Origin of the sequence: Halomonas citrativorans (genome assembly GCF_014898005.1) — a bacterium.
In the GTDB taxonomy this organism is placed as follows: Bacteria; Pseudomonadota; Gammaproteobacteria; order Pseudomonadales; family Halomonadaceae; genus Vreelandella; species Vreelandella citrativorans.
Map to the genome: position 1 here is coordinate 14,036 of NZ_JABUYX010000030.1, position 16,356 is coordinate 30,391.

12 protein-coding genes are annotated in these 16,356 nt (G+C 55.6%); 5 read left to right on the forward strand and 7 right to left on the reverse strand.

All coding sequences use genetic code 11. The annotated features are described in order from the left end of the window. The first annotated feature begins 52 nt into the window (after window positions 1–52). Window positions 53–1,753 carry an NAD-dependent DNA ligase LigB gene (gene ligB / locus INT20_RS16470; RefSeq protein ID WP_226912226.1) on the forward strand — a complete coding sequence of 567 codons (1,701 nt, stop codon included), beginning with the start codon at window positions 53–55 and terminating at the stop codon, window positions 1,751–1,753. Here ligB and INT20_RS16475 read toward each other — a convergent pair. After that, window positions 1,750–2,685 carry an AEC family transporter gene (locus INT20_RS16475; protein ID WP_193054320.1) on the reverse strand — a complete coding sequence of 312 codons (936 nt, stop codon included), beginning with the start codon at window positions 2,683–2,685 and terminating at the stop codon, window positions 1,750–1,752. The two genes, ligB and INT20_RS16475, sit on opposite strands and share 4 nt — an antisense overlap. Before the next feature lie 147 nt (window positions 2,686–2,832). Here INT20_RS16475 and metF point away from each other — a divergent pair, with 147 nt between their 5' ends. Next, window positions 2,833–3,675: a methylenetetrahydrofolate reductase [NAD(P)H] gene (metF, locus tag INT20_RS16480; protein ID WP_193057327.1), complete on the forward strand. Its 843-nt coding sequence runs from the start codon at window positions 2,833–2,835 to the stop codon at window positions 3,673–3,675. Window positions 3,676–3,778: 103 nt separating this feature from the next. Here the strand turns inward: metF and INT20_RS16485 are convergent, their stop codons facing one another. The 4 genes from INT20_RS16485 to prlC all read right to left on the reverse strand — a co-directional run bounded on the left by INT20_RS16485 (window position 3,779) and on the right by prlC (window position 9,797). Beyond that, on the reverse strand, window positions 3,779–5,989 hold the full coding sequence (locus INT20_RS16485) for a TRAP transporter permease (protein ID WP_193057328.1): 2,211 nt from the start codon (window positions 5,987–5,989) through the stop codon (window positions 3,779–3,781). A gap of 98 nt (window positions 5,990–6,087) precedes the next feature. Beyond that, window positions 6,088–7,068, reverse strand: a complete 981-nt coding sequence (locus INT20_RS16490; protein WP_193057329.1) for a TAXI family TRAP transporter solute-binding subunit — start codon at window positions 7,066–7,068, stop codon at window positions 6,088–6,090. Window positions 7,069–7,434: 366 nt separating this feature from the next. Then, on the reverse strand, window positions 7,435–7,686 hold the full coding sequence (locus tag INT20_RS16495; protein WP_172118895.1) for a YheV family putative zinc ribbon protein: 252 nt from the start codon (window positions 7,684–7,686) through the stop codon (window positions 7,435–7,437). A 62-nt stretch (window positions 7,687–7,748) separates the two neighbouring features. Further along, the gene (gene prlC / locus INT20_RS16500; protein ID WP_193057330.1) at window positions 7,749–9,797 is read right to left on the reverse strand and encodes an oligopeptidase A; all 2,049 of its coding nucleotides are present in this window, start codon (window positions 9,795–9,797) and stop codon (window positions 7,749–7,751) included. Between the two features lie 157 nt (window positions 9,798–9,954). Between prlC and INT20_RS16505 the strand changes: the two genes are divergently transcribed. The 3 genes from INT20_RS16505 (at window position 9,955) to INT20_RS16515 (ending at window position 12,752) form a co-directional block, all read left to right on the forward strand. After that, window positions 9,955–11,295, forward strand: a complete 1,341-nt coding sequence (locus tag INT20_RS16505; RefSeq protein WP_193054329.1) for a sodium-dependent transporter — start codon at window positions 9,955–9,957, stop codon at window positions 11,293–11,295. A 119-nt stretch (window positions 11,296–11,414) separates the two neighbouring features. Then, on the forward strand, window positions 11,415–11,972 hold the full coding sequence (locus INT20_RS16510; RefSeq protein ID WP_172118892.1) for a gamma carbonic anhydrase family protein: 558 nt from the start codon (window positions 11,415–11,417) through the stop codon (window positions 11,970–11,972). A gap of 108 nt (window positions 11,973–12,080) precedes the next feature. After that, window positions 12,081–12,752 (forward strand): metal-dependent hydrolase, encoded by a 672-nt coding sequence (locus INT20_RS16515; RefSeq protein ID WP_193057331.1) that lies wholly within the window; start codon window positions 12,081–12,083, stop codon window positions 12,750–12,752. Here the strand turns inward: INT20_RS16515 and INT20_RS16520 are convergent. Further along, window positions 12,728–14,110, reverse strand: coding sequence for a sigma-54-dependent transcriptional regulator (locus tag INT20_RS16520; protein WP_193057332.1), 1,383 nt, complete (start codon window positions 14,108–14,110; stop codon window positions 12,728–12,730). The two genes, INT20_RS16515 and INT20_RS16520, sit on opposite strands and share 25 nt — an antisense overlap. Next, window positions 14,103–16,004, reverse strand: coding sequence for a sensor histidine kinase (locus tag INT20_RS16525; RefSeq protein WP_193057333.1), 1,902 nt, complete (start codon window positions 16,002–16,004; stop codon window positions 14,103–14,105). The genes INT20_RS16520 and INT20_RS16525 overlap by 8 nt, the downstream gene beginning before the upstream one ends. Between the last annotated feature and the right edge of the window lie 352 nt (window positions 16,005–16,356).

The window sequence follows — 16,356 nt, forward strand, 5'->3', positions numbered from 1 at the left end:
TTTTATGCTGCGTGTTTTAGGCTAGGCAGTACAACAACTTGGGGAAAGTGTTATGCCGGCAGCACGCTGGGAAAAAATCATGAGAGGGTTGCTGTTGATGGTGGCGCTTGGCATGACAAGTAGTACGGCTATGGCGGCTTGCCCCACGTGGCCCAATGAACGGCTTGAGCAGGAGACTCTCGCGCTCGCCGCGCAAGTCGCCCAATGGGACCATGCCTATCATGAAGAGGGCATCTCGTTGATTGATGATGTGCTCTACGACCAGGCCCTTATCCGCCTCCAGGATTGGCGCGCCTGCCTAAACGACGCTACTGCTCATCAACCGCTTACCCGGGTAACGTCCAGCCGCCGTACGCTTGAGCATCCGGCTGCCCAGCAAGGGTTGGATAAAACCGATGAAGCAGGCGTGCGCCGCTTTACCAGTCGCCGTGAAAATTTATGGATACAGCCCAAGGTGGACGGCGTGGCGGTAACGCTGCGCTATCAGGCAGGCGAGTTGGTTGAAGCGGTCAGCCGAGGGGATGGACAGCAGGGGCAGGATTGGACGGCCCGCGCCTTACAATTACCCAGCGTGCCTAATACGCTGCCTAGCACTACTTCAGCCATTTTTCAGGGCGAGCTTTATTGGCAGCTTGATGAACATGTTCAGTCGCGTACGCTTGGTTCCGGGGCCCGTGGGGCCGTGGCGGGGGCTATGGCGCAAGCAAGCCCAACCGAGGACGTGCTGGCGCAGGTCGGGCTGTTTGTATGGGGCTGGCCGGATGGGCCAACCGACATGACTGAGCGGCTGGCGCAACTGAATGCACTTGGGTTTGATACCGCCCGCTACACGCATTTATTAAGTGATGAATCGGATGCGGCTTACTGGCGGGAGGCGTGGTTTAACGGCGCGCTGCCGTTTGCAACCGACGGCGTAGTGATTAAACAGGCGGAGCGCCCGGGTATTCGGCGCTGGTCCACGGCCCCGCCAGAATGGGCGATTGCCTGGAAATACCCACTGCAGAAAGCGCTGGCAGAAGTGCGTGGCGTGGAGTTTCGCATTGGGCGAACTGGGCGTATCACGCCACTGATCTGGCTCTATCCGATTGAATTGGAAGGTCGGCGTATCAGTCGCGTATCGCTGGGCTCACTCGACCGCTGGGAAAACCTCGATATACGCCCCGGCGACCAGGTGGCCATAACCCTGGCCGGGCTTACCATCCCTCAGCTTGAAGAGGTGGTATGGCAAACCCAGGAACGCACCGTCGTGGAGGCCCCCTCTGAGACTACCTACCATTTGCTGAGCTGTTTTCAGCATAGCCCAGGCTGCACGTCCCAATTGCTGGCGCGGTTTACCTACCTTGGCGAACAGCTGGGTTTTCAAGGCGTGGGCGAAGGCACCTGGCAAGCGTTACTTGAGGCCGGGCTGGTGCCGGATCTACTGGCCTGGTTATCGCTTGAACCCGATCAGCTGCGCCAAGCGAACGGAATTGGCGAGGCGCGTAGCGACTCACTTTATCGGCAGTTTCAGGCGGCCAAGGCTGCTCCCTATGATGCCTGGTTAAAAGGGCTGGGGTTGCCGCCTGCTGGCGCTGCCAGCCTGCCTGATTGGCAAGTGGCGAGCACGTATCCGCCAGGCGACTGGGAAGCCCTGCCGGGCATCGGTCCAGGCAGAGCCCAAGCGCTTGAGGCCTTTTTCTCCCATACCCAAATGCAGGCCATGGCTGAGCAGCTTCGCGCGTTGAACGTAGCGGGGTTTACGACACAACCCTAACCAAGCCCGGTGGCGCGCAGCATGAGCCCCAGATAGAAGGGAATCAGTAGCGGCGCCATCAGCGTGGTTACCAGCACCGCCAGTGCCCCTTTTTGCGGCTGGATACCCAGCTCCATGGCGACCACCACCACGTTAGAAGCCATGGGCACCACGCCTAATAGCAGTATCGCCATGGCCAGTTCTGCAGGCACCGGCATGAGCATCTGTAATAGCATGACCGCGGCAAAGGTAGCCACTGGCCAAACGATATACCGAAGCCCTACGCAGGCGGCGATAAAGCGCGTATCCCAGGCCGCCAGCGTTACCCGGCTAAGTGTCATGCCAATAATCATCATTCCCAGCAGCGTATAGGTCGCGGGAAAAACATCCAGCGAGCTAGCCAGGGCCGTAGGCAGCGTAACATCGAGCGAGCTCAGCAGTAGCGCCAGCAAAAACGTGTAGATCAGCGGAAGGCGTGAAATCTTGATCAGACTTTGGCGAATCGAGAAGTGACCACGGGCGCTTAAGTAAAAACCCACGGTAAATTCATACAAATTGATGCCCAGCATGCAGAACAGGTAGAGCGTTACGCCTTCCGGAGGCAAGAGAATCAGCGCTACCGGTAAACCGAAATAACCGGTGTTGCCTGTCCCGGATGAAAACGCCAGCAGCGCGCCTTCCTGCGGGCCAAAGCGGTGTTGCGTTACGCGCTGAACCAGCAGCGCCAGAAGGCTAACCAGCACAAACAGCGAAAGCGTTAAGACCAGGTACTCAGGCGTTGGTCCCCCATTCATCAGCGCGCGAAAAATGGTTAAAGGCGCAATGAGATAAACCAGCAGCGTGGCAATGGGCCTTGGGTCGATTTTTAACCGTTGGGCGGCAATCCAGCCCAAGCCTACAAAGCTTAGCAGCATGAGTAGCGGGCCTATTAACGCGCTGGGTGATAGCTCCATATGCCCTCCTGACGGCATAAAAGGGTGGGTAACATGAGCCGAATTAAAGGCTAAACGTGGAATCTTTCATTAGCCGCGGCGCAATAGAACAGCGAGAATACACCAAAATATCACTCTTTATTTTATTGTTCTGTATGAGGAAACCCCATGAGCAGCCAACAGCATCCGCTCGGTATCAGCTTTGAATTCTTCCCGCCCAACACGGATGCTGGGCGCGACAAGCTGATGCTGGTACGCGATGAGCTGGCCACTCGTAATCCGCGGTTTTTCTCTGTGACCTATGGCGCAGGCGGCTCCACCCAAGCGCGTACGCGGGACACCGTACGTACGGTTGGCCAGACCGGTATTACTACCGCACCGCACCTTTCGTGCATTGGCAGTGAAAAAGCCCAGCTGCGTGATTTGCTGTCCCAGTACCGCGAAGAAGGCATTAACAGCCTGGTCGCCCTGCGTGGTGATATGCCTTCCGGGATGGCCAGCATCGGCGAGCTACGCTATGCCAACGAGCTGGTGGAGTTTATTCGCAACGAGACGGGCGATCATTTTAATATTGCTGTGGCGGCCTACCCGGAATCCCACCCTCAGGCAGCTAACCTTGATAAAGATATCGAAAACTTCGCGCGTAAAATGAAGGCGGGCGCCGATATGGCGATTACCCAATACTTCTTCACCGCCGATGCTTACTTCAACTTTGTTGATAAAGTGCGCGCGCTAGGCGTTGAACAGCCGATTATCCCCGGTATTATGCCGATCACTAACTACACCAAGCTGGCGCGGTTTTCGGATAGCTGTGGCGCGGAAATTCCTCGCTGGATGCGCAAGCAGCTGGAAAGCTATGGCGATGACAGCGCAGCAATTGCCAAATTTGGCACCGAGGCAGTAAGCCGTCTTTGCCAGCGCCTGCTGGATGGTGGTGCGCCAGGGCTGCACTTCTATACCCTTAACCAGGCGGCTCCCGTGCTGAAAGTGGTCGATAATCTGGTGGGCTAACTGCGATAGCCTGTTGATTTAAATCGCACCATACAAAACGCCCCGCTCAGTTGAGCGGGGCGTTTTACGTTATGCCTTACTGGTTTTGTTGGTTAGTGGCCCACTAACTCGCTGACGCTTGCACCTTGTCAGCTGTCTTGCCGCCACCAAATTGCTTGCGCTGGATGATGACGAGACCAGCGCCAATTACAAGGCCCACGATATCGGTGTAGATACCACCATAAATCATGCACATTGCACCGACCAACATGATAACCCGCTTAAACACGTTCACCGGGCCAAAGAACCAGGCCTGCACCATACCCGAAAGCAGAATGATACCCAGCGTGGCGGTAACGCCCACTCGCAGAATCTGCATGGCAGAGCCTTCCATCAACATGGCCGGGCTGTAGAAGAACATGAACGGTACGATAAAGGCCGCCAGACCAATCTTGAACGATGCCACCGACGTACCCATGGGGTTATCGCCAGAAATACCGGCTGCTGCGTAAGAGGCCAGCGCCACCGGCGGCGTAATGGCCGATACAACCGCAAAGTAGAACACGAAGAAGTGGGCAATAAGCGGCTCAATACCGATATTAATTAGCCCTGGTGCCACGACCGATGCGGCGACGGCGTAGGCCGCCGTGGTCGGCATGCCCATGCCCAGCAAGATACTGATCAGCATGGCAAAGATAAGTGCTAGTAGTTGGCTAACACCTGCCAGTCCCAATAGCAGCGAGGAGAAGCGCGCGCCCACACCGGTGAGCGAAATAACCCCTACGATTAAGCCCGCACAGGCACAGACAGCGATGATCTGGATGGCCATGGTGCCCGCCAGTTGCAGCGCCTTGAGAATGGCGGTCACGCCCATTTTGTTGGGTGAAATCCAGCTGACAACGGCGGCCGAGGCGGTGGCCAAGGTGCCTGCCCTAATCACCGAATAGCCCATAAACAGCGCGGCTATCAGGATAATGATGGGGGCAAAGAGGTAGGCTTGTTTGGCCAATTTAGTGAAGCGTGGAATCTCATCTTTACGCATACCACGCATGCCTTTACGGGCCGCTTCAAAATCCACCATAAAGTAGATAGACGCGAAGTAAAGAATTGCCGGGATCAACGCTGCAATGGCGATGTCGGTATAGGGAATGCCCGTGACTTCCGCCATGATAAAGGCGCCTGCCCCCATAATCGGCGGCATGATTTGCCCGCCGGTTGAGGCTGCTGCTTCAATAGCGCCCGCGCTACGTGCGGGGTAACCCACCTTTTTCATTAGCGGAATGGTCAGTGAACCGGTCGATACCACGTTACCCGCGGAAGTACCGTTGATCATGCCCATTAGGCCCGAGGCAAAAATAGACACTTTGGCGGGGCCTCCACGGGCACGCCCGGCAGCGGCAAAGGCGAAGTTCACAAAATAGTCGCCTACTTTTGACGCTTGCAGGAAGGCGGCAAAAATAATGAACAGAATAATATACGTCGAGGAGACGGCGATGGTGGGGCCCAAGACACCGGCGTCGGTATAAAGCTGGCTAAAAAAGCGCTGCATGGATAGGCCAGGATACCCCAGGAAGCCGGGCAGGTAAGGGCCGGCAAAGACATATGTCAGGAAGATGAGTGAAATAATGACCAGCGCAAGGCCCGCTACTCGCCGGGTAAGCTCCAGAATAAGCAGGGACCCGGCAATCGCCGCCCAGGAAATCCCGATAGGCGCAAAGGAGGTGCCCGTTGAAGCGCGCAGAGGTGTGTTGTACATGATCAGTAAATAACCGGCGCTGGCCAGGGCACACACCATCAGGACTAAATCGGCCGGGTTAAAAGAGCCGCGTGCCTGGCGGAAAAACCATGAAAGCACAATGGCGGCAACGGTCGTTGCTATTAATGGATAACCGTAGTGCCAGGTTTCAACGATTGGGTCGATGCGCATCGCACCACCGCTCAGGGTTTGTTGCATCAAAAAAACCTGAGCAAGCGTGTAGAGGGCCGGTATCAGCAGCGCGTAGCCTACCCACGTTAGCCAAGCGGGTGATGCGTTCTGGCCATCTTCGGCAAACCGAGCTCCCGCAAACAGGCCGTAGCCCAGGATCAGTGCCCCTGCAATATGCACAATACGAAACGACCAGGTCTCCATGGGATACACGTTGAGTGACACCAAGTGGAAACTTGAGTAGGCAATGGCTAGCCCGGCAAACAGGAAAAACTGCCAACCGGTAAATAGGCGACGGTTGGATTCAACGATGTCTTCATCGACGCCCTCTGCAACAACGGTAGGCGATGAAGCAAGCTGGACATCATCCTTGAGGTCATCAGAGGTTTGGGGGGTTGTGGGACTCATCAGAGTTCACCCTCACAGCAGGAGCAAAAAAAGGAGCACTAGCCAAAGCTGCCCCGCCTGGAAAACCAGGACGGGGCAGCCAGATGATGCGTAAAGTTTTAGTTGATCAGGTCTTCAGAGATTTCGTAGCCGTTCTCTTCGTACCAACGAGCAGCGCCTGGATGGAAGGGGAGAACGCTGTTGTGTACGATATTTTCCGGAATGCTGGTTTCAGCACTGCGGTGAATAGAGCGCATACGGTCGTTGTTTTCCATGGTCACTTTGGTGACTTCGTAGATGAAGTCTTCCGGAAGATCACAGCCCGCAATCGCAAAGTTCCACATGGAAACAGCGCGAGCATCTTCCTCAAGCGTTGAGTAGGTGCTGGCAGGAATAGTGAATTCAGCCACTGGGAAGGTGTCCAGTACGGTCGCAAGCTCATCTTCGTTGAACTCGATGATGTTCACATCCGTTTGCACTTCCAACTGACTAACGGCAGGAATCGGGATGCCGGCTGCAAAAGCGATGACGTCCAACAGGCCGTCCTGCAACTGACCGCCAAGGTCAGACCAGCCGCCGTTGCGGCGGTCGAAGTTTACGCCCAACGTTTCCAGCATCGATGGGAAATAGGTGTCAGACGTTGATGCTGCGGGACCAAAGCCAATACGCGCACCGTCCGGAATGTCCGAAATGGACTCAATGCCTGAGCTTGAAAGCGCGGCAATCGAGAACGGCGTTTCATACATCGGGAACAGTGCACAGACGTTATCCATCACCATGCCGGGTGCCAGCGGGCTTTTGCCGTTAACCGCATCAGAAGCGGGGCCCATGGTGGTTAAGCCAAAGGCCATATCGCCGCTATGAACAAGTGCCAGGTTTTGAGTAGGGCCGCCCGTTACTTCACCGCCGCCAGAAACGCCTAATTCATCAGCAATAAAGTTGGCCCAGCCAGAGCCGTAAACGAAAAACGTGCCGCCTTGGCTTGCGGTACCTACCGTAAAGTTTTCTGGCCAGTCAGCACGCTCAGCATGGGCGCTGGCAGAAGCGAGTAACGCGCCACCTGCAAGCAGGGCGAGAGTTTTAGGCATCATGGTGCGCATGGCATGTTTCCTTAACTGTTCTTGGGATTGTAGGCTGGCAAGCGCAAGCCGCTTTCCAGTGACAATAATATTTAAGCAACCATTTAAGAGCGATTGCCGTGCCATTTATAGGATAGTTAAGTAAAAACAAACGCTTGCTTTTAGAGTCTTCAACTTTAGTGGAAACTCCCTGGCGTCTAACTGTCTGGCAATACGCACGCGGGGTGACAAGTAGTGTGCGGCTTTCCGCACACTGTTGGGTGCGCGCTAAGAAAGTAGAGAAAGTGCAATGAGAGGGTGCCGTGGCCCCCTGTTTTGAAGGGCTGGAAGCTGAGGGGTAGAGGTGAAAGGTAAGACAGGAGGGCACAAAGCCCTCCCAGTCATGACTTACGTATTGGGCTTACCAGGGTCAAGAATCCGTACTGGCTGGATATCCTGACTCTGTTGCTCCTCTCGCACCTGGTTCACCCGGGTTGTTAGCTCAGGTGAGTCGTTATCTTCAATGGGCAGTTGCTCAAAGAAGTCACAGCTCACGCACTCCCGATAGCGAATACCGTTTTGCTCCCAGGCTCGAACACGGTCCATTGCGGCGCAGCGCGGGCAGATAACACCCGCAATAAAGCGTTTAACGGTCGACATGGTGTTCTCCAAACGCACGGTGCCAATGAAATAATAGACACCGTGCTGAGTTCAATAAGCGGTTAGGCCGCGCGAATACCGCTATGGCGCAATAGGGGCTCGACACTTGGCTCGCGGCCGCGGAAGGCCACAAATAGCTCTGCGGCATCGCGTGCTCCGCCTTGTTCCAGAATCTGGTGGCGGAAGCGTTGTCCGGTTTCAGCATCAAAAATACCGGCCTCCTCAAAGGCGCTCCAGGCATCCGCAGAGAGCACTTCGGCCCATTTGTAGCTGTAGTACCCCGCCGCATAGCCGCCAGCAAAAATATGCGCAAAGCTGTTTTGGAAGCGATTGAAGGGCGCCGCCGGTACGACTGAAGTGGCGCTGCGTACATCATCCAACAGCGTTTGAATATCGCTGGCGCTGGGCGCGCTTAATTCATGGTGTAAACGCAGGTCAAAGATCGAGAATTCGAGCTGACGCACCATGCCCATCGCGGACTGGAAGTTTTTGGCCGCCTGAAGGCGTTCAAGCAGCTCAGCCGGTAAGGCTTCCCCGGTTTCTACGTGCTTGGCCAGCAGGTTAAGCCCTTCACGCTCCCAGCAGTAGTTCTCCATAAACTGGCTGGGCAGTTCCACCGCATCCCAGGCAACGCCGTTGATACCTGAAATGTCGGCGATATGCTGCTTGGTCAGCATATGGTGAAGGCCGTGTCCAAATTCATGGAACAGGGTCGTTACTTCATCATGGGTAAGCAGGGCAGGCTTGCCACCGATGGGCGCCGTAAAATTACAGGTTAAAAAAGCCACCGGCAACTGAATACCATGCTCAGTTTGACGGCGTACTCGACAGTCGGCCATCCAGGCGCCGCCGCGTTTGCCTTCCCGAGCGTAGAGGTCAAGGTAGAACCCGGCAATGGGCTGGCCATGCTCGCTAATACGGAAATAGCGCACATCGCTATGGTAGCTTGGCGCCTCACTATCTTCTTCTACCTGCACGCCATAAAGCCGCTCAACCACTTGAAAGAGACCGTTAATCACGTGTGGTGCAGGAAAATAGGGGCGTAGCTGCTCTTGGGAAATGGCATGGCGCGCTTCACGCAGCTTTTCGCTAACGTAAGCAATATCCCACGGCTCCAGCGCATCAATGCCCAGCTCGTCGCGCGCGTAAGCGCTTAGCTCGGCAAACTCCTCTTTTGCTTGAGGGACGGCGCGACGGGCCAAGTCACCCAGAAAATCGAGCACTTGCTCGGGAGAGTCCGCCATCTTGGTGGTCAGTGAAAAGTCAGCATAGGTGTTGAACCCCAGCAGCGTCGCCAGTTCCTGGCGTAGTGCCAGCATCTCTTCCATCAACGGAGCGTTATCAAACGTGCCCGCATCAGGGCCTTGGTCTGAGGCGCGGGTGACAAACGCGGTATACACCTCGCGGCGCAGCTCACGATTTTCAGCGTAGCTAACGACGGGGAAGAAGCTTGGGAAATCCAGCGTAATCCGATAGCCCGAAACGCCCTTGGCTTCAGCAGCCGCTTTCAAGGTATCGAGCGCGCTGGAAGGCAGCCCAGCGAGTTCCTCTTCACTATTGAGGTCCTTGTGCCATGCCTGGGTGGCATCCAGCACATTGTTGGAGTATTGATTGGAGAGCGTTGAAAGGCGCGACTGAATGTCACCGTAGCGTGCTTTTTTGTCGGCAGGCAGGTCGACCCCGGCGAGGCGGAAATCGCGCAGTGCATTATTAACGGTGCGCTGCTGTGCGGCATCCAGCGCGCTCCAGTTGTCACTCTCCTTGAGCGCTTGCCAGCCGTGGAAAAGCCCTTCGTGCTGGCCGACCCACGTGCCAAAGGCGGAAAGCTGTTCCAGGCAGGTTTGGTAAGCTTCGCGCAGCTCAGGCGTGTTCATCGTGCTATTTAAGTGTGACACCGGCGACCATGCTTGGGAGAGTCTATCGCTTACCGCTTCCAGCGGAACGGCAAAGCTCTCCCACGTGGGCGGTGTTTCTGCGGCCTGCTGGGCCAAGCGGTCAATCGTTTCACGGTTCTCACTTAAAAGCGCTTCCACCGCGGGCACCACATGCTCGGCACGCATTTCAGCGAAGGGGGGAAGCTTGTGCGTTGCAAGCAGCGGATTGTGGGTCATAAGCACCTCAGTTGGCAGCGTTAATGAGTGCAAAAACGCGTAATAATAGCTAAACAGTGTGGGCACAGGGGCGCTGTTTCAATGGCAAGGTTTGGTCTCTTGGCAGGCGCCTGCTAGTCTTGCCGCCTTTTAGTGCCCACGATGGCAGGAGTCAATAATGAGCGAGACGCTGGAGCGCTGGGGGTCTAAGCGGGCCTTTATCCTGGCAATATCGGGTGCTGCGGTGGGGCTGGGCAACATCTGGCGCTTCCCTTATGTGGCGGGTGAAAATGGCGGGGCCGCGTTTTTATTAATTTACGTGGCGTTTGTGCTGCTGCTGGGTATTCCCGTCATGATGGCTGAAATTCTCATTGGCCGGGCTGGGCGGCGTGGTCCGTTGCAGGCATTGGGCGCACTGGCTGCTGAAGCAGGGGCCTCCATGCACTGGCGTTGGCTCGGGCTCTTTGGGGCGTTTACTGTTTTTTGTATTTTGTCCTTCTATTCAGTGGTGTCTGGCTGGTCGATCGAGTTTTTGGTGGCCTCCATCAACGGGCAATTTAACGGGGCAACAGCGGCTGAGATTGGCGCTGGTTTCGATGCATTTTTAGCAAGCCCTGGGCTTTTGATTTTCAATCACTCTCTGTTTCTGTTTATGACCATGACCGTGGTGGCGGCTGGCGTGGCTAAGGGGCTTGAGCGGCTTAACAATCTACTCATGCCGCTGCTGTACGTGCTGCTGTTGCTGTTGGCCGGATACGCTGCCACCACCGAGGGCTTCTCCACGGCGTTGACGTGGCTATTTTTACCCTCCTTTGAGGCAATCACACCTACCGTGGTGCTGCATGCCATGGGCCATGCGTTTTTCACTCTGGCGGTAGGGGCCTGCGCGCTGATGGCGTATGGCGCTTATATGCCGGAAGAGCAGAGCTTGCCTAAAGCGGCGTTTGCCGTTGCCGTACTGGATATTAGCGTGGCGTTGCTGGCGGGTATCGCGATTTTCTCGGTGGTGTTTGCCCAAGGGATGGACCCGGCTGAGGGCCCGGGCCTGATGTTTGTGACCCTGCCGATAGCCTTTTCTGAGTTGCCCGGCGGCGCGTTCTGGCTAAGCGTGTTCTTCCTGTTGTTACTGCTCGCTACCTGGACATCGGCCATTAATCTGGCAGAGCCCATGGTCGCGACGCTGCAGGGGCTTGGGCTTCGGCGCAGTATGGCAACGGCGATCATCGCGCTCAGTGTTTGGCTCATGGGATTGTTGTCGGCGTTCTCTTTCTCAACCCTGGCGGAGTTCCAACCACTCTTTGGGCGCAATATCTTTGAATTGGTCAGTAGCATTCCACCAGACATATTTTTGCCCTTGGGTGGCTTGATGATTGCCACGTTTGCTGCCTGGATAATGCCGCAGAAGAGAGCAATGAAAGCGTTAGGCGCCGGGGAAAGTGGCTACCTGCTATGGCGTAATATTGTGCGCTGGGTCTCGATTCCGCTGACGTTTATCGTCTTGCTGAGTGGGCTTTTATAGCGCTATGCCGCTTGTGAGTGGATATATCCGCCATCAATAGAGCAGTATGTGCTTGGAGCAGGTACTTGGAATGCGTACTTGAAATACGTACTTGGAAATAGGCTCTTTAGGAGAGTGCAATGAAAGAGGCAGCGAGCAGTGCGCTAAGAGAGTTTAAAGGCCATTCGCCCCGCTTGGGCGAGCGCGTGTATATCGACCCAGCAAGCGTGGTCATTGGTGACGTTGAGCTGGGCAATGACTGTTCGGTATGGCCAATGACGGTGATTCGTGGCGATATGCACCGGATTCGTATTGGCGCTCGTACCAGCGTGCAGGATGGCAGCGTGCTGCATATTACTCACGCTAGTGAGTTTAACCCGGAGGGCTTTCCACTCACGATTGGCGAAGATGTGACGATTGGTCATAAAGCCATTTTGCATGGCTGTACGCTGGGCAGCCGTATTTTGGTTGGTATGGGCGCTATCGTGATGGACGGCGCGGTGGTTGACGATGAAGTGATCATTGCCGCTGGGGCTGTTGTCACACCCGGTAAGCACTTGGAGAGTGGCTATGTTTACGCCGGTAATCCTGCCAAGGCGCTACGCCCCTTAAAAGAAAAAGAGCGGGCCTTCTTCCCCTATACCGCAGGTAACTACGTAAAACTTAAGGATCAATTTTTAGCCGAAGCCTGCTTATGATTAAGTTCAGCTAACATATTGGCTTGCCGTCCTTTTTTCTGAACTAGCCATGTTGTAATCTTAAAAAATCTGGTAATTTATCCAGTTTTTTCAGGATGCCGCGATAACATGGCGAACTTTCGCACGCATATGACGGTAGCGACTGCGGGCGGCATGTTAATGGCGTACGCGGGTTGGCAAGCCCAGTGGTGGCCTTATTCTCAAGCCATGCTAATCGTGGCGTTGGTCGCCTTTGGCGGCATTTTGCCCGATATTGATGCTGACCGATCACGCTCTATCCGTTTGATTTTTAATATTCTTTCCGTGCCATCATTGGTGGTGGGCGTAATGTTGCTGGAGTCATGGCTGACGCCAGGCATGTTGCTGGTAGCTTGCGGCGGTATTTATTTCTCGGTGCGGTATTTGGCGGGAATACTGTTCTCAAAACTGACGGTTCACCGTGGCATTTGGCACTCGCTGATGGCGGCCGGGCTATGTTCGCTATTAACGGCTGCGCTGAGTTTTCATCTGCTTGTTCAGCCTGCGGGGTTAGCGTGGACACACGGTATGGCCGTGCTGCTGGGGTTTATTATTCACCTGGTACTGGATGAGATGTATAGCGTGGATTTGGAGGGGGCGCGGCTTAAGCGCTCGTTCGGTACTGCGCTCAAACTCGGCGATAGCCGTCGGCCCATTTCCAACCTATTAATGCTGATTGCCACCTTGACACTGCTTCCCTGGACGCCGCCCTGGTCGGACTTAATGGAGCTATTTCATCAGGGGTCACTGCTGTGGCGGTAATCGTCGGCCTGTAAACCATGCTTTTTCAGCTTGTCGTAAAACGTTTTACGCGGAATGCCCAGGTGGTGGCAGACATCGGTGACTCGGCCATGGTGACGGGCAAGCGACTGGCTAATCAGGCTCTTTTCAAACAGCTCTACCTGGCGCGGTAACGTGGGTTCTGGCGTGTCGGTGGCTACCCCTTCCAGCAACATATCCAGGCGGTAATCAAATGCTGCGCCGAGTAGCACGTAGCGCTCAGCAAGGTTGCGTAGTTCACGCACGTTGCCAGGCCAGTCATGGGCCAGCAGTGCGGCGATACCGTGGCTATTCAGGGTGGGAGCTTCCAGGCCGCTACGATTGGCGGCAATGACGGCAAAGTGCTGAAACAGAAGCGGGATATCCTCACGCCGTTCGCGCAGCGCGGGTAACGCCAGCGTGACAACATTCAGCCGGTAGTAGAGGTCTTCACGGAAGCCCCCCTCTTCAGCGGCAACTTTAAGATCCACCTTGGTGGCGGTAATCACCCGAATGTCGAGCGTGACTGCTTCATTGGCACCGAGCCGTTCGATGCTGCGCTCTTGCAGGACGCGCAGTAGTTTGACCTGAAGAGCCAGTGGCATCGACTCAATCTCATCGAGGAAAACAGTACCGCCGTTAGCGTGCTCAAGCTTACCAATTCTGCGTTCAATCGCGCCGGTAAAAGCCCCTTTTTCATGCCCAAACAGCTCAGACTCAATGGTGTTTTCCGGCACGGCACCGCAGTTGATTGCCATAAAGGGGTTGTTGCGTCGAGCGCTGCGTTCATGAATGGCCCGGGCCACGAGGTCCTTGCCTGTCCCTGTTTCGCCAAACAGCAGCACATCGGCTTCTACCTGACTAATACGCTGAATCATCGCAGCCAAGCGAGAAATAACCGCCGTGCGCCCCACCAGGCGCGGGCCAAGGGCAGCCCGCTGTACTTCCAATTCGGCCTTAAGACGATTGTTTTCGAGGCTAAGCTGGCGCTTTTCAATGCCGCGGCGCACAACATCGAGTAGCTGGTCGCCAGCAAATGGCTTCTCCAGGAAGTCCCATGCGCCTGCACGCATGGCTTCTACCGCCGTGGAAATATCGCCATGCCCGGTAATCAGAATAATCGGTAGGGTAGGGTCGCGACGATGCAGTTCATGCAGAAGCTCCATCCCTCCCATGCCAGGCATGCGGATGTCGCTGACAATCACGCCAGGAAACTCTGCGGGTAGCGCCGCCAGGGCTTGCTCGGCTGACGCAAAGCAGGTGGGCGTGTAGCCGGCAAGCTCTAGGGTTTGGCTAGCGGTAATACGCAGATGAGGCTCATCGTCGATCACCATGACCGGCAGCATCGACGGTTCATGCATGGCTATTGTTCTCTTGTTGAGTCGAGGGTGCAGGCGCGTGTATCGGTGGCGCGAAAGGTAGTGAAATAATAAAGCAGGCGCCTGTTGGATCGCGATTGACGGCCTGCAACTTGCCACCCAGGTCATCCATGATACGCGACGAGATGGAAAGCCCCAGCCCCAATCCGCTTCCCGGTGCTTTGGTGGAAAAAAAGGGTTCAAAGATTTGTGTTAGGTGCTGGTCGCCAATGCCGGGGCCGTTATCCATAACGTTAATGGTGACCTGCTTTTCGTTCAGCGCCGCACTCAAGATAAGCCGAGGTTCTGGGGTCTCTTGCATGGCGTGCAGGGCATTGCTAATCAGGTTGACCAGTACTTGCTCCAAGCGTACCAGATCGCCCGTTACCCATAGCGTTTCCTTGGGCCAATGCTGTTCAACGGTAACATGCCCGTCGCGCAGGCGACCCTGGAACAAGCGAAGTGCATATTCGATGCAAGCCTGCACAGAGATGGTTTCCTGCCGCTCACTGCTTTTACGCGAGAATTGACGAAGCTGTGCGCTGATATCGGCCATGCGCTTGGTGAGATCAACGATTTGCTCAAGATTTGCGTCCGCTTGATCTACTCGGGAAAGCGTTAAAAAGCGCCGGGCATTTTCGCCATAGGCCCGAATGGCTGCCAGCGGCTGGTTCAGTTCGTGATTGATGCCCGCTGCCAATTGGCCAAGGACTGCCAGCTTGGCGGCCTGGATGAGTTCATCCTGAGTTTGACGCAGGTTGGCTTCTGCGCGGCGTCGCTCTTCGATTTCATTGGAAAGGCGCTGGTTGCTGGCCACCAAGTCGTGAGTGCGGCGCTCGACGCTGGCTTCCAGCTCATCACGCACCAGGGCAAGGGTATGCCGTTCGCGTTCAGCAAACGCTTCGCGCTCACGACGCAAGCGCAGGCGCTGCCAGCCAATGCCGCCCCCGAGTACAATCATTCCGTAAAGCCCGCCCGCCATAAGTGCGGCGATCCACTGAGCGCGGACAACGGGTGTTAAGGGCTTGAGAATATGCATGTGCCAGCCAAACTCCACCACGGGGCGTGTCAGGCTTAAATAACGGCTGCTACTAAGCGGGCCCTGAGAAAAACTAACCAGTGCACTGTCTGGTCCATAAGGTGCATCAATATTAATGCCTGAAGGGGATAGTGGTTCAATGGCGTAGCGGCGTGTGTCACGAAGCGTTTGACGTTGTTCATCACTAAGCGCATAGAGTGCATTCATGCGCAGCTCAGGGCGGCTGGCCATAAAGATAATATTGTCATTATCGGTCACCAGCAGCTCAGCATCTTGCTCAGCCCAGCCCTCTTCAACTTCATCCAGTAACACCTTGATGACGATAACACCGGAGGGTTGCGCATCTGGCGAAGTATCATCCAGCCATACCGGCGCCGAGAAAAAGTAGCCCCGCTCCAGTGACTGGGTCCCTAGTCCATAAAACCGCCCTTGCCGTCCGGCGATGGCTTCTGTGTAGTAGCTGCGAAACGCGTAGTTATGACCTAAAAACGTATTGGGACGATGCCAGTTGCTGGCGGCAATTGTGTTGGCATCGCGGTCGAGCAGGTAAACGTCAGAAACGCCTGCGGTAAAGCGGAAACGATCCAGCCGCAGGTTAAGCGGCATGGCGTTCTGGGTTTCCGGAGAGGCCAAAAAGCGTTGAACACCTTCACGCGTCGCGAGCATTTGGGGTAAATAGTCGTAGCGGAGCAGATAGCCATTAAGGTTGGCGACAGAAAGGCGTAGCTCGTTTTCGGCGTCTTCCTGAAGGGTGGAGATAGCTTGCTCGCGCGCCAAGTGGGCGGCTTGCCACATGACGAGTATGAGGCCTAGGGTGATGGCAACAAGCCATATACCTTTCCAGCGGCGATGCTTCATACGCTGCTACTTACCACGGGCACGGCGTAGCGCACGTGCTGCCTGCTGTTGGCGAGGTGGGGGAATATCATCCGCTAGGCATCCATTAATAGGTATGACCAATCATAAGGCAGGAGATCGCCGTGCCTCAAGCTAGCCCTCTGGGCTACTAATACACATTGGTAGCAGTGTTGCTGGAGTCAGGAAGGCCTCCTGAAGAGCGAGTAGTTACCCTGCATTATGACGATATGGCATTATTTCAGACATATTTCACCCAGCCCCTTGCCAAACGCCCGGCGAATCCGTAAAGTACGCATCCGCTGCCGGGGACGCCCAGCGTTACCAGCGGTGAAGAAGGTGAAAACCTTCGGTT